We start from the raw sequence: 19,794 nt of genomic DNA on the forward strand, positions 1-19,794 counted from the left end.
GGTTGTCCGAGCACCTGCGCGTCCTGGTCGTGGACGACCACCCGCTGTTCCGCTTCGGCGTGTGCACGCTGCTGGACGTCGAACCCGGGATCGAGGTCGTCGGCGAGGCCGCCAGCGGGGCGAACGCGATCAGCGCCGCCGCCGCGCTGCGTCCGGACGTCGTGGTGATGGACCTGCACCTGCCGGACCTGTCCGGGATCCAGGCGACCCGGCACATCGTGGCCGAGTGCCCGGGCGCCGGCGTGCTGATGCTGACGATGGCCGACGAGAGCGAGTCGGTCTTCGCGGCGATGCGCGCCGGCGCCCGCGGCTACCTGCTCAAGGACGCCGAGCCGGACGAGATCATCCGCGCGGTGCGGGCCGTCGCGCGGGGCGAGGCGATCTTCGGTCCCGACGTCGCCAACCGCGTCCTCGGCTTCTTCAACCAGCCGCCGCCGGTGAACGACCCGGTGTTCCCGGAGCTGACCGGGCGGGAGCGCGAGGTGCTTGCGCTGATCGCGGCCGGGCACAGCAACGGCGTCATCGCGAACACCCTGTGCCTGAGCCCGAAAACGGTGCGCAACCACATCTCGAACGTCTTCGCGAAGCTGCACGTCGCGGACCGGGCCGAGGCGATCGTCCGCGCCCGTGAGGCCGGGCTCGGGCGCGGCTGAACCGAGCAACATCGGGACACCGGTCCCATGCGCCCGGGACACCCCGGCGGGCAGGCTGGGAGCTCGCACCGTTCGAGGGGACTGGGTGACGATGTTCGAATCCGACAGGACACCGGTGGTGGTCCGCGCCACCGATCCGATCCTGCACAACGGCGTCTGCATGGCGCTGCGTTCGCGGGACGACGTCCGGGTGGTGGACGGCGGGGCGGCCGACCCCGCCGTGGTCGCGCTGCTGGTCGCCGACCGGCTCGACGAAACGATGAGCAAGGTGCTGTCCGCACTGCGCCACCAGGGCTTCACCCGCATCGTGCTGGTCGCGGGCGAGGTCGACGACAACGAGATCCTGGGCGCCGTCGAGCACGGTGTCTGCGCGGTCGCCCGCCGCGCCGACGCCGGGCCGGAGGTGCTCGTCCGGCTGGTCAAGGCCGCCGCGGCCGGGGAGGGCGCGCTGCCGCCCGACCTGCTCGGCCGGCTGCTGAACCGGGTTTCCCGCCTGCAGCGCCAGGTGCTCGAACCGCGCGGCATGACCATGGGCGGCATGAGCAACCGGGAGACCGAGGTGCTCCGCCTGGTCGCGTCGGGGTTTTCGACGCAGGAGATCGCCGATCAGCTGTGCTATTCGCAGCGCACGGTGAAGAGCATCCTGCACGACGTGACCAACCGGTTCCAGCTGCGCAACCGGTCGCACGCGGTCGCCTACGCCCTCCGCGAAGGGCTGATCTGACCGATGATCGCCCAGGTCGACGAGGCGCTGTGCCGGCTGCTGCGCCCCTGCCTGCCGGCGGGGACGCAGATCCGGCTCGACCCGCCGAAGCCGACCTGGCAGACGGAGTCCCAGGTGCGGAGCGTGGAGCTGTTCCTCTTCGCCCTGCGAGGGGAGCGTGCGGCGCACCGCTGCACGCTCTCCTACCTGGTCACCGCGCGAGCCCGCGAAGTCGCCGAGGAGCACGCGCTGCTCGACGCCACGCTGAACGCCGTCTTCGGCGCCGATCCGTCCCTGCGGCTGAGCCTGGCCGAGACCGATCCGGCCCAGCTGTGGACGAGCCTGGGCATGCCCGCGCGAGCCGGGTTCGTCCTGCTCGTCACGGCCGACGCCGACTAACGCGGGACGCGCTCGGCGGGCCAGCGCACCTCGGGCACGTCGCTGGGCTTGGGGACCTTGAGGAACAGGCTGAACACGGCCGGACGGCGGTTCGACAGCTCCAGCCGCCCGCCGTCGGCCTCGACCAGGGCCCGCGCGAGCGCCAGCCCGACGCCCGTGGAGCCACCGCCGGAGAAGCCGCGTTCGAAGATGTGCGGGGCGAGCTCGTCGGGGACGCCGGAGCCGGTGTCGCTGACCTCGATCACCACCGTGCCCTCGGCGTCGCCGCGGCGGGCGGCCACGCTGACCGTGCCCGAGCCGTGGCGCAGCGCGTTGTCCAGCAGGACGCCGATGACCTCGCGAAGACGGCCGGGCGTGGCCCGCGCCATGAGCCCGTCGGCCACGCGCATCCGCAGGTTGCGGCCTTCCGAGCGGAGCAGCTCGCGCCACTCCTGGGACATCTGGGGCAGCTGGTGGGGCAGGTCGACGGGTTCGGCGCCGACCTCGCGCGCCGCGCGTGCGGCCGCCAGCAGCCCTTCGAGCGCCTCGGCGAGCCTGTCCGCCTGCTCCTGGGCGGCCTTCGACTCGTCGGCCACCTCGCCGTCCGGGTGCATGGTCAGCGGCTCCAACCGCAGCTGCAGCGCGGTCAGCCGGCTGCGCAGCTGGTGCGAGACGTCGCCGACCAGCTGACGCTCCCGCTGGACGAGCTGGGCGAGCGCCGAACCGGACGCGTCCAGGGCCTCGGCGACCATGTCGAGCTCACCGACGCCGTAGCGGCTGGTGTCGGGCCGGAAGTCGCCGCCGCCGAGGCGGGACGCGCGTTCGGCGACGTGCCGCAGCGGTTTCGCCAGCCGCCGCGCCGTCACCAGCGCCACCACCGCGCCGGTGCCGATCGACAGCAGCACCAGCAGGATGACGACGAGGGTCACGGTCGTCTGCCGCTCGTGCATCGGGCCGGCCGGGACGGCGATCTCGACCTTGCCGTCGCGGGCCAGGTCGGCCGTCTCGGTGACGGTGTCCTCGCCCGGGGAGCTGCCGTAGCGCTTCTCGTTCTGGCCGCTGGCGCGGACGGTCAGCAGGCCGTTGGCCGGGACCGCGGCCCGCACCTGGTCGAGGTCGATGTCCTGACCGTTCGCGATCTCCGTGTCGAGGATCGCCGCCGCGGCGCGAGCGTTCTCGGCGAGCGTCTCGCGGTAGCTCGACTCGATCTGCCAGCTCGCGACGATGCCCAGCGGGATGCCGAGCACCGCCGCCGTCACCGCGACGGCGAGCAGGATGGCCAGCAGGATGCGGCGGCGCACGGCTTATTCGGCGTTGAAGCGGAAGCCGACGCCGCGGACCGTGGCGATCCGGCGTTCGCCGTCGTGGGTCTTGCTGCTGCGGCCGGCGGCCTCGTCGGCGGCGATGGAGAGCTTCCGCCGCAGCCACGACATGTGCATGTCGAGCGTCTTGGACGTCTTCGACTCGAGGTCGTTCCAGACCTCGGCGAGGATCTCGTCGCGGCTGACGACCTGCCCGGCGCGGCTCATGAGCACGCGCAGCAGCTCGAACTCCTTGTTCGCCAGCTGCACCTCGTGCAGGTCGACGGTGACGAGCCGAGCCCCGAGGTCCATCCGCACCCCGCCGGCCTCGAGCACCTCGGGCACCCGGCGGCGCAGCAGCGCGCGGATCCGGGCGAGCAGCTCGGCCAGCCGGAACGGCTTGGCGACGTAGTCGTCGGCGCCCGCGTCCAGGCCGACGACGAAGTCGACCTCGTCGGTGCGGGCGGTGAGCATCAGGACGGGCAGCTCGGTGCCGTTGGCCCGGAGGCGGCGGCAGACCTCCAGCCCGTCCATCCCGGGCAACCCCAGATCCAGGACGAGCAGGTCGACGCGCTGGGCGGCGGTGGCGTCGAGCACCGAAGGGCCGTCGGTGACGACGTGGATCTCGTATCCCTCACGTTCGAGGGCGCGGGAGAGCGGTTCGGCGATGGCCGGATCGTCTTCGGCAAGTAGGACCATGCTCACCTGGTCAACTCTACGGCGGTGAGGCGTGAAACCATCGTGACCGTGCCTGGCTACGGAGATGATCTGGCCCTCGCCACCCGGCTGGCTGACGCCGCCGACGCGATCACGACGGCGCGCTTCCGCGCCCTGGACCTGAGGATCGAGCGCAAGCCCGACCGCACGCCGGTGACCGACGCGGACACCGCGGTCGAAGACGCGATCCGCTCGTTGCTGGCCGCCGAGCGCCCGGACGACGCGGTGCTGGGCGAGGAGCGCGGCGGCTCGGCCGCGACCGGCCGGGCGTGGGTGCTCGACCCGATCGACGGGACCAAGAACTTCCTGCGGGGTGTACCCGTTTGGGCGACCCTGATCGCGCTGGTCGTCGACGGCGACCCGGTGGTCGGCTTGATCAGCGCCCCGCTGCTGGGCCGCCGCTGGTGGGCGGCGACGGGCGACGGCGCGTTCTCCTCCGATTCGGCCGGGACGCGTCAGCTGTCGGTTTCCGGTGTTTCGTCGGTTTCGGACGCCTATCTGTCCACAACGGACGTGAACTCGTGGCGCGAGCACCACTCGCGCGAGAAGTACCTGGACCTGGTCGACGCCTGCTGGGAGTCCCGCGCGTTCGGCGACTTCTGGCACCACGTCCTGGTCGCGGAGGGCGCGCTGGACGTCGCGGCCGAGTGCATCGTGAACCCGTGGGACGTCGCGGCGGCGCAGGTGATCGTCACCGAGGCCGGCGGCCGGTTCAGCGACCTGGACGGCAAGCCGCGCTACGACAACGGGAGCGCGTTGTCCACGAACGGCCTCCTGCACGACGACGTCCTGGGGATCCTCAAGCGTTAACCGGATGGGCCGCTTGGCGGGCACTTCTTGACCGGTCTGAACCACCGGTGGTTCACTCCCAGTGCTCGCCGGGTCACCGCGTCTTCTGACAACGTTGTCAGCCCGCGGTGACCCGCTCACCCCGGGAGGAAGAGCATGCGCAGAGTCGTCACCGCGGCTTTGGTCATTCCCCTGTTCACGGCCATCGCGGCCACTCCGGCGGCCGCCGCCCACCAGACCGATCCCGCCGCCTACGTCAACCCGTTCGTCGGCGCGAAGGCCGGCGACACCCCCGAGACCAACACCTACGCCGGCGACACGTTCCCCGGTGCCGACGTCCCCTTCGGCATGGTGCAGTGGAGCCCCGACACGCCCCTGCAACCGAAGCCGCCCGCCGGGCAGGGCCGCTACTACGCCCGCGACCGCGACGGCGGTTACGCCTGGGAGGAGAACCAGCTCCGCGGCTTCAGCCTCACCCACTTCAACGGCGCGGGCTGCGGCGGCGCGGCCGGCGACGTCCCGTTCCTGCCGTTCGCCGGGCAGATCAGCACCTCGCCTGCGGTCGACTCGACCAAGTACTTTCCCACCTTCAGCCACGCCAACGAATCCGCGTCACCCGGCTACTACAAGGTGACCACCGACTCCGGCATCACCACCGAGCTGACCGCGACCCAGCACTCCGGCCTCGGCCGCTTCACCTTCCCGAAGAACTCCCCCGCGACGCTCCTGATCGACGTCGCGCAGTCCGCGATGGGCAGCGACGACGCGGCCGTGACCGTCGACCCGGCCAAGCGGACCGTCGAGGGCTGGGTCTCCAGCGGGCACTTCTGCCGCGGCCCCAACACCTACAAGGTCTACTTCACCGCATCCTTCGACCAGCCGTTCACGGCGTCCGGCACCTGGCAGAACGCCACCGTGACGCCGGGCGCGACCAGCGCCCGCGGCGGCGACCTGAGCAAGACGACCTGGGACAAGCAGGTCGTCACCGCCGACGGCGGCTCGGGCGCCTACCTGAGTTTCGACCCGGCCAAGCCGGTGCAGGTCCGCGTCGGCCTGTCCTATGTGGACGCCGACGGCGCGCGGCTGAACGTCGCCGCGGAGCAACGTCACGACTCCTTCGAGACGGTCAAAACCCAGGCGCGGCAGACGTGGAACGCGCGTCTCGGCCAGATCGCCGTCGAAGGCGGCACGGACGCGGCCACGCGCACCTTCTACACCGCGCTCTACCACACCCTGTTGCAGCCGAACGTCTTCTCCGATGTGGACGGTCGCTATCCGGGCTTCGACAAGGCGATCCACCGCGCGAAGCCGGGCCACGCGCAGTACGCGAACTTCTCCGGCTGGGACACCTACCGCGACGAGGTCCAGCTGCTCTCGATGCTCGCGCCGCACGAGGCCGCCGACATGGCGCAGTCCATGCTCAACCAGGCGAACCAGGCCGGCGGCGTCTGGGACCGCTGGTCGCAGAACAACGACTTCATGGGCGTGATGGGCGGCGACCCGTACCACTCGATCATCGCCAGCACGTACGCCTTCGGCGCCACGGACTTCGACGCGGCGCAGGCGTTGAAGTCCATGGTCACCGGCGCCACGCGCGTCCAGCAGGCGGGTGAACGCGCCCTCGAGCGCCCGGGTCTGTCCGACTACCAGACGCTGGGCTACCACCCCAACAACGTCTCGGACATGCTCGAGGACACCACCGCCGACTTCGGCATCGCCCAGCTGGCCCAGCGGCTCGGTCAGAAGAACACCTACCAGCAGTTCATGACCCGCGCGCAGTACTGGGAGAACGTCTACAACCCGGCCACCGGCTACCTGCAGACGCGGATGCGCGACGGGCAGTTCCTCTCGCCGTTCGATCCCGCGGAGTACCAGGAAATGCGCTACCAGGAAGGGAACGCGGCGCAGTACACGTGGATGGTGCCGTACAACGTCCGCGGCCTCTTCGACGCGATGGGCGGCGACGACGCCGTCAAGAAGCGTCTCGACTTCTTCTTCACGAAGCTCAACAGCGACGCCAGTTCGCCCTACGCGTTCATGTCGAACGAGCCGTCGTTCGAGGTGCCGTGGGAGTACGCCTACGCGGGCGCGCCGTCGAAGACGCAGGACATCGTGCGCCGCTCGGCGGAGCTGCTGTTCAAGCCGACCGAGGACGGCCTGCCCGGCAACGACGACCTCGGTGCGACGTCGGCGTGGTACGTCTTCGCCGCCCTCGGCATGTACCCGGAAGCGCCGGGACGCGCCGAGATGGTGCTGGCCAGCCCGCTGTTCCCGAAGATCACGCTCACCCGGGCGACCGGGCAGCGGATCACGATCACCGCGCCCGGCGCGTCCAGCTCGGCGAAGTACGTCCGCGCGCTGACGGTGAACGGGAAGGCGAGCACCAAGCCGTGGCTGCCGGAGTCGTTCGCGGTGAACGGCGGACGCCTCGACTTCACCCTCGGCACGTCGCCGACGTCGTGGGGCTCCGGCGCTTCGGACGCCCCGCCGTCCTTCCGCGACGGCGAGGTGCCAGTGCGCGGCCGCGTCGGCCCGGGCCGCGTCGTCGTGGCGCCGGGCGGCTCCACGACCGCGACCGTCATCGCCGAAGGCATCACCGGCCAGGGCAAGGTGACCTGGCACGCGAAGCCGACGGCCGGGATCACCGTGACGCCGTCGAGCGGGACGCTCACGGTGGGGCCCAACGGCAAGGCGTCACAGCAGGTGAAGGTGACGGCCGCCGCCGGGACGCCGGACGCGTACACGAGCGTGCCGGTGGAGTTCAGCGGGCAGCTGCCGTCGTACCTGCCGGTGACCGTCGGGACGCCGGGAACGCTGCAGGCGGCGAGCACGAACGTCGGCGTCACGGACGACCGGTTCGTCCAGTACGGCGACTTCGGCGGGACGGACCTCTACCCGGGCCAGTTCGCCTACTCCGCGCAGGGCCTGGCCACGAGCGGCGTCAAGCCGGGCGCGAAGGTGCGGGAGTTCACCTGGCCGTCGAGCCCGGCGGGATCACCGGACAACGTGATCGCCGCGGGGCAAACGCTTGCGGTCGACGCGCCGGCGGGCGCGACGAAGCTGTCGTTCCTCGGCTCGGCGACCGGCGGTGACGCGCAGGGCAACGTGACCGTCACCTACACCGACGGCTCGACGCAGCAGGGCGCGCTGGGCCTGTCGGAGTGGCTGCTGCAGGGCGGCGCGGAGACCCCGCAGTTCGGGAACACCGTCGTCGCGCAGGTGCCGTACGTGAACTCGGCCTTCCCGCGGTACATGTTCCGGCTGTCGCGGCCGTACACGTCCTACCTGTTCGCGACGGCGCCGATCACCCTGAACCCGGCCAAACAGGTGCGCAGCATCACCCTGCCCACCTCCACGGGCTCAGCCGCGGCGCACATCTTCACCTACGCCGTGTCATAGCCCAAGTCCGTGAAGGCCACATCGAGGGACTCTGAGTCCCTCGATGTGGCCTTCACGGAAGATCACTTGCCGGGCAGCAGGCCGACGGCGCCGCGGGCGACCTGCGCCCAGGCCAGCCGGCCGAAGAGGTAGTGGCACGCGACCTGTTCGCTGGTGAACCGCGCCCAGTCGTAGCGGTTGCCCTGCTCGCGCCAGAACACCTCCCACGCCTCGTCCTCGCCCTGCATCAGGCACCAGGCGTTGTCGACCTCGGCGCCGAGCGAGACGACTTCCGGCGGCACTCCCAGTACCCCGAGCCAGCGCTGGATCGACTGCGTGTTCATGCGTCCTCTCCCTTGGCCTCGGCCAGGTAGCCGAGGGTGACGAGCTCGTCCGCCCCCAGCAGGGCACGGTACCGGGTGCCGCCGCCGACCTGGCCGAACCAGTGCGCGGACTCCGAGCGCCACATCGGCACCCGCCGCACCACGACGTAGCGCCGGTATTCGGCGTCGCGCATCGCGGGCGGCAGGGAGCGTTCCGCGAACGGGGTCCCGTCCGCGGCGAAAACGCGCCCGTACGCCGGCCCGAAGCGGTCGAGCACGGTGTTGGCCGGCACCATCACCGGCTCGGCGAAGTACAGCCCGCCCTCGGGGTACTGCTCCCCCGGCGGCCAGGCGTACTCGGGCCCGAGCGGGCCGTCGCCGACGACGAACCGGCGGATCCACACCGCCTGCGTCGCGTGCGCGTACGGGACGTAGTTCGCCGTGACGTACCGCGGCACCGGCAGCGGCGCCGCGGTCGGCGACCGGCGGAAGCCCGCGGTGACGTTGGTGAGGGCCTGGTCGTCGAAGATCAGCCGGGCGTCCGGGTGGTCGTTCGGCGGGAAGCCGTCCGGGTCGTCGGGCAACGGCAGCTGCAGCGCGGGCCGGTCCATCGCGATCGGCAGGTGCCCGATCGGGAACATGTGCACCAGGAACAGCGCGACAACGCTTTCCCGCTCCTTGCGCGGCGAGCCCAGCGGGGGCAACGGCGCGGGCGAACCCGGGTTCGGCGGCGGACCGGCCACCGGCGGCGGCGGTCCGGCCGGCGCCGGCGGAGGCGGCGGGGCCGGGGGCAGCGGGAACGGCGGCAGCAGCGGCGACACCGCGTGCGGCCACGGCGCGGGGTTGCCCGAGGGCGGGGTCGGCGCCTCTTCGAACGCGCCGGAATCCGTCAGGCCGTACCCGGGCAGCTGGATCGGCCCGGTGTCGAGGTCGGCCTCGACCGGCTCTGAGCCCGCCTCGGAAGGCTCGGTCACACCCATCCTCCGGCTCGGTCGGTGCCCGCGGGCACAAAACTCTTCGACGCGGCCGCGGCGCTGCCGGTCACCCTTGATACCGCACCCGCCCCGACCGGGCGGCACCGAGGTCAGCTCAGCGCGGCGACCACGCGGGACGGGCTCGGGCGGCCGAGCTGTCCCGCCATCCACGTGCTGGTCGCCACCAGTGCGTCCAGATCGACGCCGTGGGCGACGCCCAGCCCGTCCAGCATCCACACCAGGTCTTCGGTCGCCAGGTTCCCGGTGGCCGACTCGGCGTACGGGCAGCCACCCAGCCCGCCCGCCGAAGAGTCCACAGTCGACACTCCACATCGGAGCGCCGCCAGCGTGTTGGCGAGAGCCTGACCGTAGGTGTCGTGGAAGTGCACGGCCAAAGTACCGACATCGCCGAACAGCCCGATCAGGTTCTCGACCTGGCCCGCGGTCGCGACGCCGATGGTGTCGCCGAGCGAGAGCTGCGTGCAGCCCAGCTCCAGCAGCCGTCGGCCCGCGTCGGCGACCTGCTTCGCCGGCACGACGCCTTCCCACGGGTCACCGAAGCACATCGAGAGGTAACCACGGACGTCCAAGCCGGCCTGGCGGGCGCGCGTGACCACCGGCTCGAACATCGCGAACTGCTCGTCCAGCGACGAGTTGAGGTTCTTGCGCGCGAAGGTCTCCGTCGCGCTCGCGAAGATCGCGATGTGCTCGACGCCGGCTTCGAGGGCCCGGTCCAGGCCCTTCTCGTTCGGCACCAGCACCGGGTAACGGACGCCGTCACGGCGGTCCAGCCCGGCCAGGACCTCCTCGGCGTCGGCCAGCTGGGGCACCCACTTCGGGTGCACGAAGCTGGTCGCCTCCAGCGTGGTGAGGCCCGCGCCGGCGAGCCGGTCGAGGAACTCCAGCTTGACCCCGGCCGGGACGATCGTCTTCTCGTTCTGCAGCCCGTCCCGCGGGCCGACCTCCCAGATCGTGACCCGCTCCGGCAGCTCACCCGCCGAGGGGACCCGTTCCGGCAGGCCCAGTGCGCGCGTGCCCATCAGCGTCGGCGGTCGCCGCGCGGCTGCGGCGGCAACGGCTCGGTCTGCTGGGGGCCGGGCGCCCGGTAGTCGTCGTGCGGGTTGTCGTTGACCTCGCGGTAGATCACCGTGTGCACCCGCTCGACGTGCGGGATGTCCTCGAACCGCAGCGGCTCGTCGGACGCCGACTCGATGATCAGCGTGCCGCAGCCGAAGACCCGGTCGAGCAGCCCGTGCTCGAACTGGACGCTGTTGATGCGGCTCATCGGGATGTCGATGCCGGTGCGCTTCAGCACACCCTCGCGGGCGATGAGGCGGTCGGTGGTCACGATGAAGTGGGTGGTGCGCCAGCGCACGAACGGCGTCAGGAACAGCCACACCACCAGCACGAGGGCCACGACCCCGATGGCGATCAGCCCGACCGTGTTCCACGGCGAGCCGGCGTCCTTCGCGAGGATCGCGAGCCAGGTGCCCGCGCCCAGGGTGACCAGCAGCGCGAGCGTCGGGAAGATCAGCATCTTGAAGTGCGGGTGACTGTGCACCACGACGTGCTCTTGCTCACTGAGCAAATCGTCCGGATAGGCCACGGCGGACGCTCCCAAGGTCGGTGTGGCGGTGTCGCCTCACCGTACCGGCGAGACGCCCGGCCGGTGAGTGCAACGCCCCAAACTTTCAGGCCGGGCGGACGTGCACCACGTCACCCGCGAAGACGGTGTGCCGCTGGCCGCCCGCCATGTCGACCTGCAGCTGCCCGGCGGCGTCGATGTCGGCCGCCCGGCCGACCAGCGACGTGCCGTCCGGCAGCTGCACCTCGACGTCCTGGCCGAGGGTCGCGCAGTGGGCGCGGTAGTCGCCGAGCAGCCCGGCTTCGGTGAGGTCGCCGGCCGCGAAGCGCCAGCGCCGTTCGAGGTCGTCGAGCTCGGTGAGCAGCGCGATGGCGACGTCGGTGCGGTCGGTGGTGGTGGCGCCGTGCTCGGCGAGCGACGTCGCGGGCAGCCCGCCGGGCCCCGGCTGGACGTCGCCGAGCGGCAGGACGTTGAGCCCGATCCCGAGCACGATCGACGGGTCGGCGCCCGCGACCGCCTCGGCGAGGATCCCGGCGCACTTGGCGCGGCCGATGAGGACGTCGTTCGGCCACTTGAGCACGGCCTCGACGCCGAGACCGGCCGCGGCGGCCCGGACGGCGAGCCCGGCGACGACGGACAGTGACCCGAGCGCCGCGAACGACACGCCGGACGGCCGCAGCGCGACGCTCAGGTACAGCCCCGCGCCCTTCGGCGAACTCCAGGACCGCGCGCGCCTGCCGACCCCCGCGGTCTGCGTCTCGGCGAGCAGAACGGTACGGTCCGCGGCGCCTTCGTCGACGGCTTTCCGCAGGTCGGCGTTGGTGGACCCGGTCGAATCGACGACGTCGACCCGCGCGTAGCGGTCCTTGAGCGCCGCGGTCAGCCGGGCAGCGTCGATCTCAGGCATGTGCCCACCATATGGGAGTCCCCCTAACGTGCAAGCCGCTCGCTCGTTCACACAGAGGTGCGCTCTTCTAAGTTGGACCCCGTGACGACGAAGCCGACTTCCTGGGCTCGTGGGGCGGCCCTGCGCGGCCTCGTCGCGCTGCCGCTCGTCGCCGGGCTGGTCACCGCCGGCTGGCTGCTGGCGGACCGGGCGCCCGAACCTGCGCCGGCCCCCGCGCCCCTGCCGGCGGCCACCGGGGCGGCGTCGGGCCCCTCGGTCCTCGAAGTGAGCGCACCCGTCAAGGCCCAGGAGCCGGGTCAGGGCGCGTCCGGTGCCGGCGGCAAGTCGCCGCTGCAGCAGTGGGCCGACCAGCTGGCCGGGCCCCTCGACATCCCCGCGACCGCGCTCATCGGCTACGCGAACGGCGAGCTGACCCTGCGCAGCGAAGACCCGTCGTGCCACCTCTCGTGGGTCACGCTCGCCGGCGTCGGCTCGGCGGCGTCGAACCACGGCCGTGGCGGCGACAACCCGCTCGGGCTGACGGCGGCGCAGGCCAAGAAGTACGGCGCGACCCCGGATTCGCCGCCGGTCGCGGCCGGCCGGGCCCTCTGCGCGGGCGGCACCGACCTCGGCGCCGGCGCGGGCTGGTGGAAGGCCGTCGCGGCCTACCACCCGGGCAGCGAAAGCGAGCTTTTCCGCCAGCGCGTGCTCGGCATGGCGCAGCTGTACGCGACGCTCTCGCTCGACCCGTCCCGCGCGGGCACGCCGTCTGTCCAGGCGGCTCGCTTCGCCCTCGGCCAGCTCGGCCTCCCGTACGTCTGGGGCGGCAACGGCCCGGACGCGGGCGCGGCCGGCTTCGACTGCTCGGGCCTGACGAAGGCGTCGTACGACAGCGCGGGCGTCGGGCTGCCGCGGACGGCCGACAGCCAGTTCCGCTCGGTCCCGGCGGTCCCGCCGTCGCAGGAGCCGCGGCTGGGCGACCTGGTGTTCTACGGCAGCCCCGCGACCCGCATCCACCACGTCGGGCTGTACCTGGGCAACGGCCTGATGATCAACGCGCCGACCGAGGGACAGGCGATCCAGATCCACACGTACCACTCGAAGGGCGACGACTACGCGGGCGCGGGCCGCCCCGCCTGAGTCACGGCTTCTGCGCGATCGTCTCCGGCTTGTACGCGAACACCGCGCCGTCCGCGGCGAAGACGTGCCAGTCCTGGTCGCAGATCCGGTCGGTCCGGCCCTCCGCGCCGCGCGGCCACCAGTCGGCGGTCAGCGTCGCCGCCGTCTTCGCGGGGGCGCCGAGCACGCAGCTCGGCGGCGGGTTCGCGGTCGTGAACCGCAGGATCCGCTCGGAACCGGTGGTCCGGATGACCTCCGTGACGGCCTGCGCCTGGTCCGGCACCCAACCCGGCAGCTTCGTGTCCCGGTCAGCCTTGCCCGCCGCGCCACTCGCGAAGTCGACGGTCTTGACGTGCCCGTTGGCGTTCTCGTCGATGCCCTCCTTTAGCCCGCACCCGGTCAGGGTGATCACCAAGGCCGCGCCGACGCCGATCATCTTCGTGCTCGTGTTCATGCGACGAGCTTCGCGGGCCGCCCGCCTCGTCACATCGGTCGTCCGGTCGCGGCGGACTGGCCATCCGGCCGATTTCGCCGACCGGTTTTGTCGGTGGTCTCCGCTAGCGTCCGCGGCATGTACGAAGTCGACTTCGTCGAGTTCCCGTCCACGTCGTCCGCGGCGTCGGGCCGGTTCTTCGAGCGCGCGTTCGGCTGGGCGACCACGCCGTACGGACCGGAGTACGCGGACGTCCGCGCCGCCGGGATCACGTTCGGTTTCCAGGCGAACGCGGCCGAACAGGCCCGCGCGCCGCTGGTCACGATCCGCACGGACGACCTGGCGGCAGCCCGCGAAGCGGTGGAAGAGGCCGGTGGGGTGGTGACGGTCGAGCCGTTCGACTTCCCGGGCGGGCGCCGGTTCCACTTCCGCGAGCCGGGAGGGAGTGAGCTGGCCGTTTGGTGCGCTGCGGAGTGATCACAGGTACCCCGTGAGCCCGCCGCCGTAGTACGTCGCCGGGTCACCGGCGGTGAGCTCGCGGCCGAGCGCGAACCGCGTCACCAGATCGGGGTTCGCGACGAAGTGGCGTGCGTACGAAACGGCGTCGGCGATCCCGGCCTCGACCACGGCGTTTCCCGAGGCCAGGTCGAAGCCGTTGTTGACGATCAGCGGCCCGTCGAACAGGCGTCGATAGCGTGCGAAAGCGGCGAAGTCCGGTCCGGTGTCGGGTCCTCGCAGGTGCAGGTACGCGACCTGGTCCAGTGCACGGACCAGGTCGTCGTGATCGCGCCGCAGGGATTCGTCCACAGTGAACAGTCCCCCGGTCCAGTACGGCGAAAGCCGCACGCCCACGGCGATCCCGGTCCCGGCCACGGCGTCGACGACGTCGAGCACCAGCTTCCGCCGCGCCCGCGCCGAACCGCCGTAGGCGTCGCGGCGCCGGTTCAGCCGTGGCTGCAGGAACTGCGCGAGCAGGTAGACGCCGTGCGCGGCGACCTCGACACCGTCGAACCCGGCGCGCCGGGCGTTCACCGCGGCCGTCCGGTAGTCCTCGACGATCCGCCGGATCTCCTCGACGGTCAGCTCCCTCGGGGTTTCGGTCCGCTGCCGTCCACCGGCCAGGTACACCGTCTCCTCCGGGTCGACCGCGGACGGCCCCGCGGGCCGCGCACCGAGGAGCTCCGCGTGCGACACCGCGCCGGTGTGCCACAGCTGCAGCACGATCCGCCCGCCGAGCGCGTGCACGAGGTCGGTGACCCGCCGCCACCCCGCGACCTGCTCGCCGGTGTACACCCCGGGGACGTTCCGGAACCCGACCGCCCGTTCGCTCACCCAGGTCCCTTCGGTGACGACGAGCCCGGCGCCCGCCCGCCGCGCGTAGTACTCGGCCTGCAGATCGGTGGGCACGCTGCCGCGGGCGCGGGTCGTCGGCGCCAGCACGACGCGGTTCGGCAGGCGCCATCCGCCCAGGTCGGCAGGGGTCAGCAAGCTCATCGGTCACCTCGGGTCGCGGAGAATCGTCATGAGGTCGACGGCCCGGGCGAGCGGAAGGTGACCGATGGACGAGCTGGCGGAGCGGTTCGAGGCCGAGCGCGGCAGGCTGCGCGGGCTGGCCTGCCGCATGCTGGGCTCGGCGGCCGAAGCGGACGACGCCGTCCAGGAGGCGTGGCTGCGGCTAAGCCGCACGGACGGCGTCGACAACGTCGCGGCCTGGCTGACCACGGTCGTCGCCCGCGTCTGCCTCGACGCGTTGCGGTCGCGGAAGGCGCGCCGGGAGGACCCGGTCGAGCTGCTGCCGGAGGCGTCCGCGGACGCCGATCCGGCGGGTGAGGTGGAGCTGGCCGACGCGGTGGGCCGCGCGCTGCTCGTCGTGCTGGACGCGCTGGGCCCGGCCGAACGGGTCGCGTTCGTGCTGCACGACCTGTTCGCGGTGCCGTTCGACCGGATCGCGCCGGTGCTGGACCGGACGCCGGTGGCGGCGAAGAAGCTCGCGAGCCGCGCGCGGGCGCGGGTCCGGGGCACCTCCACCCTGCCCGCCGCCGACCTCACGCGGCACCGCCGGGTCGTCGACGCGTTCCTGGCGGCGGCCCGCGGCGGTGATCTGGACGAGCTGCTGGCCGTGCTCGCCCCGGACGTCGTCCGGCGCGCCGACGCGGCCGCGCTGCCGGCGGGAGCACCCCTCGAGGTTCGCGGGGCGCGAGCGGTGGCGCAGGAGACGCAGGTGTTCGGGAAGCGGGCCCACTTCGCGGAAACGGCCCTGGTGGACGGCGCGGTCGGCGTCGTCGTGGCCCCGCGCGGCCGGCTGGTGCTGGCCCTCGCGGTGACGATCGAGGGCGAGCGGGTGACCGGTTACGACGTGATCGCCGACCCCGTCCGGCTGGCTTCGCTGCGGATCACCTGTCCGTGGTCTTGACGTGGTCTCTCCCTCGGCGGGAGTATGAACACGTGTTCATGAACGTGTGTTCATAACGAAGGAGCAGAGGATGACTGGGGTGCGGGTCGTCAACACAGCGCAGGCCGAGGCGTGGAACGGCTACGAGGGAGAGCATTGGGCGTCGCACGCCGACCGCTACGACGGCGTGAACGGCGGGTTCAACCCCTTCGTCCTGGATCTGGTGAGCCCATCGGACCGGGTACTCGACATCGGCTGCGGCAACGGCCAGCTGACCCGGGCGGCAGCCGCACGGGCCGCGTCCGCGACGGGCGTAGACCTGTCCGGCCCGATGCTGACGACGGCGCGTGCGCGCTCGGCGGAAATCCCGAACGTGACGTTCGAACAGGGTGACGCCCAGGTCCACCCGTTCCCGGCAAGTACGTTCGACCTGGCGATCAGCCGCTTCGGCGTGATGTTCTTCGCCGACCCGGTGGCGGCGTTCGCAAACGTCCACCGGGCCCTGAGCCCCGGCGGCCGGCTCGCCTTCCTGTGCATGACGGCCTTGGCGGACACGGACCTGGGCCGGGTCTTCGGCGCGATGGCGCCGTACCTACCCCAGCCGACCGGCCCGGACGGCACCGGCCCAACCTCCTTCGCCGACCCGTCCCGCACCCGCGCGGTACTGATCGAAGCAGGCTTCGAGAGCGTGGAGTGCACCCACGTAGAGGCCGCCCAAACCTGGGGCCGCAACATCCCGGACGCAACAGCATTCATCACGAACTGGGGCCCGGTCCGCCACCACCTGGCCCAGGTGGACACCGAAACCGCAAGCCGGGCAAGGGAAGCGCTCACAGAGGCACTGAAACCGTTCGAGACCCCAGAAGCAGTAAACCTACGCGGCACGGCGTGGCTCGTGACAGGAAGGAGACCCTGACCCGGGCCACCTCCCACCGAGGCCCCCTCCTGCGCTGTCCGCCACCACCGCCCCCTCCCCGCCTCGACGCGACTCGTCACGGAAGGAAGTCCCGCCCACAGCCACCGTCGCACCACAACCAAACCCACCACGGCGACACATCGGAAGCCCGGCGCTCCCTCGCCCTCACCAGACCGCACACCACACATCCCCGCGCGACCCGCCACGAAAGGGAAGCCCGCCCACCACCAAACCCACACCACAAACTCACCAACCGCCACAGTTCCCGCGAAGTCCTCCACCCCGCCGCACCACCAGCGCGGCGCTCTCTCTCGCAGCCTCCCCGAACGCCTCACCACCCGCCTCCCGCGGACCATCACGAAAGGAATCCCACCCACAGCCACTTGCCACCACAGTCAGAACTCACGCCACGGCGACTCACCAAGCACCACGCCTCCCGCGCAGTCCTCGACCACACCGCACCAGCAGTCTGGCGCTCTCCCGACCTAGCCAAACCGCCTCACCGCCAGCCCCGCGCGGCCCGGCACGAAAGGAAGCCCCGCCCCACAGCCACCACCGCCAGAACTCACGCCACCGCGACTCACCTCTCACGCTGCCCACCACACCGGCAGCCCGGCGCTCCTTCGCCCTCACGAATCCGCCCACCCCCTCCCAGCTCGGCTCGCCACGGAAAGGAAACCCTGCCCATGCCCCTACGATGGCGGTGATGTCACCGAGGAAAGCCGCGGCTCAGCGCGACGGGCAGTCGCTTCACGACCTGCTGGTCGAGACCGCCGAGAAGATGATCGCCACGCACGGCACGACCGGCCTCACCGTGCGCGCGATCGCCCGCGCGGCCGGCGTCGCCGACGGAGTGCTCTACAACCACTTCTCCGACAAGGAGGAGCTGCTGGCCCGGGCCCTGCTGGAGTACGTCCGCACGACGGAAGCGGAGCTGGGCGAGCTGCCGGTGGCGGGTGAAGGCACCCTCGACGGGAACCTCCGCCGTCACCTCGAGTTCGGCCTCGCCCTGCACCGGGTGATCGTCCCGGCGTTCGGTGGTCTGGTCGGCCGTCCGGCGGTGCTGGCGCGGTTCGCGGAGATCAGCGAGCGGTCCGGTTACTGGCGTGACCGGCTGGTGGCCTACCTGCGGGAGGAGCGCGCCCTCGGCAGGCTGGCGCCGGAGTCCGAAGTGGACGCCGCGGCGGCCGTCCTGGTCGGCTTCTGCCACGAGTCGGTCATGGGCGCGGTCTTCCCGCACACCGGCCCGCTCGACCCGCCTTCGCCGGAGTCGGTGGTCAGGACCGTCCTGCACGGCATCGCGCCGTAGTCACCGCAGCACGACCTCGACCGGAACCTGCCCCGGCGGAGTGACCGAGCGGATCACCGGCGGCACCCGCACGTCCTCGGCTTCGAAGACCACGCGGAGCTGCTCGATGTCCGGGTCGGGCATCAGCTCGGCCAGCTCGTCCGCGCGGGCCAGGTCGGCCGGGGCCACCTCGGCGTCGTCGCCGAGGCTGCCCCAGAGGTCCCACAGGATCATCTCGTGCTTGTTCAGCGCGGCGAGGTCGAGCACGAGGTTGTGCCACGCGTAGGGCAGGCCGCGCAGGAACGGCACGTCCAGGTCCGGTGAGACGACCAGCCGGGCCGGGTCGAGGTCGCCGGCCCGCGCGGCGGTCCACGCGTCCGCGCCGACCAGGAAGCGGTCGCGGGGGACGTCGAGGAGGTCGAGAGCCGAGCCGTCGACCGGGTCGTGGAAGCCGGCGGGCAGCTGCGGCTCGACCAGCCGCCACGCGCCGTCGAACCAGACCTCGGCGACCACGTGGTCGAGGTACCAGCCGGGCACCAGGTAACTCGCGAACCCGACCCGGGTGCGGGCCGGGATGCCGTGATGGCGGGCCATCGAGACGAACAGGAGGGTGAAGTCACGGCAGCAGCCGACGATCCGATGCAGCGGCTCGCGCGGGCCGCCGGGCGGTGCAGGGTCGAGTTCGCGAAGGCGGGCGAACATGTCCTCGGCGTAGCGGAGGTTGATCTCTTCGCCGCGCGAGGCGGGGAAGCCGTGCTGCGTGATGTCGCCCTGGGCCCAGTAGTGGAAGACCAGTTGAGAGGAGGCTTCACGCAAAGCCGCGACGTCGCCCGGGGTTCCGTCGAGCCAGTCCGCCTGGGCACCCGGGTCGGTGAACCGGCTGTGGCTGACGTGGAAGTCGTCCATGGTGGCGACGCTAGCGGGATTCAGCCGGCCTGGGCAGCCAGTTCGCCGCGGAACGTCGAGCGGTACGCGCTCGGTGACACCCCGAGTGCGGCCTGGAAGTGCTGGCGCAGCGACGCCGACGTGCCGAAGCCGGCCTCGGTGGCGACGCGGTCGACCGGGAGGTCCGACTCCTCCAGGAGCTGCCGGGCGCGCTCGACGCGTTGCTGCGTGAGCCACTGCAGGGCTGAGATGCCGACTTCCTCGCGGAAGCGCCGGGTGAACGTGCGGGTGCTCATGGCTTCGCGGGCGGCTAGTTCGCGCAGCGTCAGCGGGCGGTGGAGGTTCTCCAGCGCCCACGCGCGGGCGGCCTTGGTCGACGACGTCCGGGGCTCCGGCACCGGCCGCCGGACGAACTGGGCCTGGCCGCCTTCGCGGTGCGGGGACACCACCGTGCCGCGGGCGACCTCGTTGGCGACGGCCGCGCCGTGGTCGCGGCGGATCATGTGCAGCACCAGGTCGATCCCGGCCGCGACGCCGGCGGACGTCAGCACGGTGCCGTCGTCGGTGTAGAGCACGCAGGGGTCGACGTCGACCTCGGGGAAGCGCTCTTGGAGCTCCTCGGCGGAGCGCCAGTGGGTGGTGGCCGGGCGGCCGTCGAGCAGGCCCGCCGCGGCGAGCACGAACGCGCCCGTGCAGATCGACGCGATCCGCGCGCCCGCCGGGATCAGCTCCAGCGCGGCCTTGAGCGGCGGGGTCAGCACCCGCGCCATGGGCTCGTACTCGGCGCTGGACGCCGGGACGATCACCGTGTCGGCCTTGGCGATGGCCTCCGGGCCGTGGTCGACGGGGATGGTCAAGTCGGCGTCGGTACGGATCGGTCCCGGCTCGAGTGCGCAGGTCACGACCTCGTACAGCGGCTCGCCCGACGCCGAGCGGGCCTGCCCGAACAGGCGGTGGACGATGCCGAGCTCCATCACGAGCATGCCGTGCCTGACCAGCACGGCGACGTGGTGTCGGTCCGGGTGCACGAATGCGGCCATGGCCCGATTCTTGCACAGGTTGGCTATCAGGCCA

21 protein-coding genes are annotated in these 19,794 nt (G+C 72.1%); 10 read left to right on the forward strand and 11 right to left on the reverse strand.

The features are described from left to right. Nucleotides 1-2: 2 nt before the first annotated feature. The 3 genes from VA596_RS40495 (at nt 3) to VA596_RS40505 (ending at nt 1,755) form a co-directional block, all read left to right on the forward strand. Nucleotides 3-653 (forward strand): response regulator transcription factor, encoded by a 651-nt coding sequence (locus VA596_RS40495; RefSeq protein WP_323334682.1) that lies wholly within the window; start codon nt 3-5, stop codon nt 651-653. 91 nt (nt 654-744) lie between these two features. After that, nucleotides 745-1,377 carry a helix-turn-helix transcriptional regulator gene (locus VA596_RS40500; RefSeq protein ID WP_323334838.1) on the forward strand — a complete coding sequence of 211 codons (633 nt, stop codon included), beginning with the start codon at nt 745-747 and terminating at the stop codon, nt 1,375-1,377. 3 nt (nt 1,378-1,380) lie between these two features. Continuing rightward, nucleotides 1,381-1,755 carry a hypothetical protein gene (locus VA596_RS40505; protein WP_323334684.1) on the forward strand — a complete coding sequence of 125 codons (375 nt, stop codon included), beginning with the start codon at nt 1,381-1,383 and terminating at the stop codon, nt 1,753-1,755. On the opposite strand, the gene VA596_RS40510 is transcribed toward VA596_RS40505, so the two are convergent. Further along, nucleotides 1,752-3,035 carry an ATP-binding protein gene (locus tag VA596_RS40510; protein WP_323334686.1) on the reverse strand — a complete coding sequence of 428 codons (1,284 nt, stop codon included), beginning with the start codon at nt 3,033-3,035 and terminating at the stop codon, nt 1,752-1,754. The two genes, VA596_RS40505 and VA596_RS40510, sit on opposite strands and share 4 nt — an antisense overlap. A 3-nt stretch (nt 3,036-3,038) precedes the next feature. Next, complete coding sequence (locus tag VA596_RS40515) at nt 3,039-3,734, reverse strand: response regulator transcription factor (RefSeq protein WP_323334840.1); 696 nt, start codon at nt 3,732-3,734, stop codon at nt 3,039-3,041. 42 nt (nt 3,735-3,776) lie between these two features. Between VA596_RS40515 and hisN the strand changes: the two genes are divergently transcribed. After that, a complete protein-coding gene (gene hisN, locus VA596_RS40520) occupies nt 3,777-4,562 on the forward strand; it encodes a histidinol-phosphatase (RefSeq protein ID WP_323334841.1) in 786 nt (261 codons plus the stop codon). Between the two features lie 135 nt (nt 4,563-4,697). Beyond that, complete coding sequence (locus tag VA596_RS40525) at nt 4,698-7,940, forward strand: GH92 family glycosyl hydrolase (protein ID WP_323334688.1); 3,243 nt, start codon at nt 4,698-4,700, stop codon at nt 7,938-7,940. 62 nt (nt 7,941-8,002) lie between these two features. On the opposite strand, the gene VA596_RS40530 is transcribed toward VA596_RS40525, so the two are convergent. The 5 genes from VA596_RS40530 to VA596_RS40550 all read right to left on the reverse strand — a co-directional run bounded on the left by VA596_RS40530 (nt 8,003) and on the right by VA596_RS40550 (nt 11,708). Continuing rightward, entirely contained in the window at nt 8,003-8,263 is a 261-nt protein-coding gene (locus VA596_RS40530; RefSeq protein ID WP_103353123.1) for a hypothetical protein, read from the reverse strand. Beyond that, nucleotides 8,260-9,216, reverse strand: a complete 957-nt coding sequence (locus VA596_RS40535) for a TNT domain-containing protein (protein ID WP_323334690.1) — start codon at nt 9,214-9,216, stop codon at nt 8,260-8,262. The genes VA596_RS40530 and VA596_RS40535 overlap by 4 nt, the downstream gene beginning before the upstream one ends. Before the next feature lie 110 nt (nt 9,217-9,326). After that, nucleotides 9,327-10,256 (reverse strand): hydroxymethylglutaryl-CoA lyase, encoded by a 930-nt coding sequence (locus tag VA596_RS40540; RefSeq protein ID WP_323334692.1) that lies wholly within the window; start codon nt 10,254-10,256, stop codon nt 9,327-9,329. Next, nucleotides 10,256-10,822, reverse strand: coding sequence for a PH domain-containing protein (locus VA596_RS40545; RefSeq protein ID WP_323334693.1), 567 nt, complete (start codon nt 10,820-10,822; stop codon nt 10,256-10,258). The genes VA596_RS40540 and VA596_RS40545 overlap by 1 nt, the downstream gene beginning before the upstream one ends. 85 nt (nt 10,823-10,907) lie before the next feature. Further along, nucleotides 10,908-11,708, reverse strand: a complete 801-nt coding sequence (locus tag VA596_RS40550) for a biotin--[acetyl-CoA-carboxylase] ligase (protein WP_323334695.1) — start codon at nt 11,706-11,708, stop codon at nt 10,908-10,910. Nucleotides 11,709-11,789: 81 nt separating this feature from the next. On the opposite strand from VA596_RS40550, the gene VA596_RS40555 reads away from it, so the two are divergent. Further along, nucleotides 11,790-12,827 carry a C40 family peptidase gene (locus tag VA596_RS40555; protein WP_323334697.1) on the forward strand — a complete coding sequence of 346 codons (1,038 nt, stop codon included), beginning with the start codon at nt 11,790-11,792 and terminating at the stop codon, nt 12,825-12,827. Between the two features lies 1 nt (nt 12,828). Here the strand turns inward: VA596_RS40555 and VA596_RS40560 are convergent, their stop codons facing one another. After that, nucleotides 12,829-13,260, reverse strand: a complete 432-nt coding sequence (locus VA596_RS40560; protein WP_323334698.1) for a hypothetical protein — start codon at nt 13,258-13,260, stop codon at nt 12,829-12,831. A 117-nt stretch (nt 13,261-13,377) separates the two neighbouring features. On the opposite strand from VA596_RS40560, the gene VA596_RS40565 reads away from it, so the two are divergent. After that, nucleotides 13,378-13,716: a VOC family protein gene (locus tag VA596_RS40565; protein WP_323334699.1), complete on the forward strand. Its 339-nt coding sequence runs from the start codon at nt 13,378-13,380 to the stop codon at nt 13,714-13,716. Here the strand turns inward: VA596_RS40565 and VA596_RS40570 are convergent, their stop codons facing one another. After that, on the reverse strand, nt 13,717-14,733 hold the full coding sequence (locus VA596_RS40570; protein WP_323334701.1) for an alkene reductase: 1,017 nt from the start codon (nt 14,731-14,733) through the stop codon (nt 13,717-13,719). A gap of 64 nt (nt 14,734-14,797) precedes the next feature. Between VA596_RS40570 and VA596_RS40575 the strand changes: the two genes are divergently transcribed. The 3 genes from VA596_RS40575 (at nt 14,798) to VA596_RS40585 (ending at nt 17,856) form a co-directional block, all read left to right on the forward strand. Then, on the forward strand, nt 14,798-15,652 hold the full coding sequence (locus tag VA596_RS40575) for a sigma-70 family RNA polymerase sigma factor (protein WP_323334703.1): 855 nt from the start codon (nt 14,798-14,800) through the stop codon (nt 15,650-15,652). 70 nt (nt 15,653-15,722) lie between these two features. Further along, nucleotides 15,723-16,547, forward strand: a complete 825-nt coding sequence (locus VA596_RS40580) for a class I SAM-dependent methyltransferase (protein WP_323334704.1) — start codon at nt 15,723-15,725, stop codon at nt 16,545-16,547. Nucleotides 16,548-17,253: 706 nt separating this feature from the next. Further along, on the forward strand, nt 17,254-17,856 hold the full coding sequence (locus VA596_RS40585) for a TetR/AcrR family transcriptional regulator (RefSeq protein WP_323334705.1): 603 nt from the start codon (nt 17,254-17,256) through the stop codon (nt 17,854-17,856). Here VA596_RS40585 and VA596_RS40590 read toward each other — a convergent pair whose 3' ends face one another. Both VA596_RS40590 and VA596_RS40595 read right to left on the reverse strand, forming a co-directional pair. Continuing rightward, on the reverse strand, nt 17,857-18,741 hold the full coding sequence (locus VA596_RS40590; RefSeq protein WP_323334707.1) for a transglutaminase domain-containing protein: 885 nt from the start codon (nt 18,739-18,741) through the stop codon (nt 17,857-17,859). Nucleotides 18,742-18,761: 20 nt separating this feature from the next. After that, nucleotides 18,762-19,760: a GlxA family transcriptional regulator gene (locus VA596_RS40595; RefSeq protein WP_323334709.1), complete on the reverse strand. Its 999-nt coding sequence runs from the start codon at nt 19,758-19,760 to the stop codon at nt 18,762-18,764. Nucleotides 19,761-19,794 lie beyond the last annotated feature (34 nt).

This window comes from Amycolatopsis heterodermiae (assembly GCF_034929455.1).
Taxonomy (GTDB): Bacteria; Actinomycetota; Actinomycetes; order Mycobacteriales; family Pseudonocardiaceae; genus Amycolatopsis; species Amycolatopsis heterodermiae.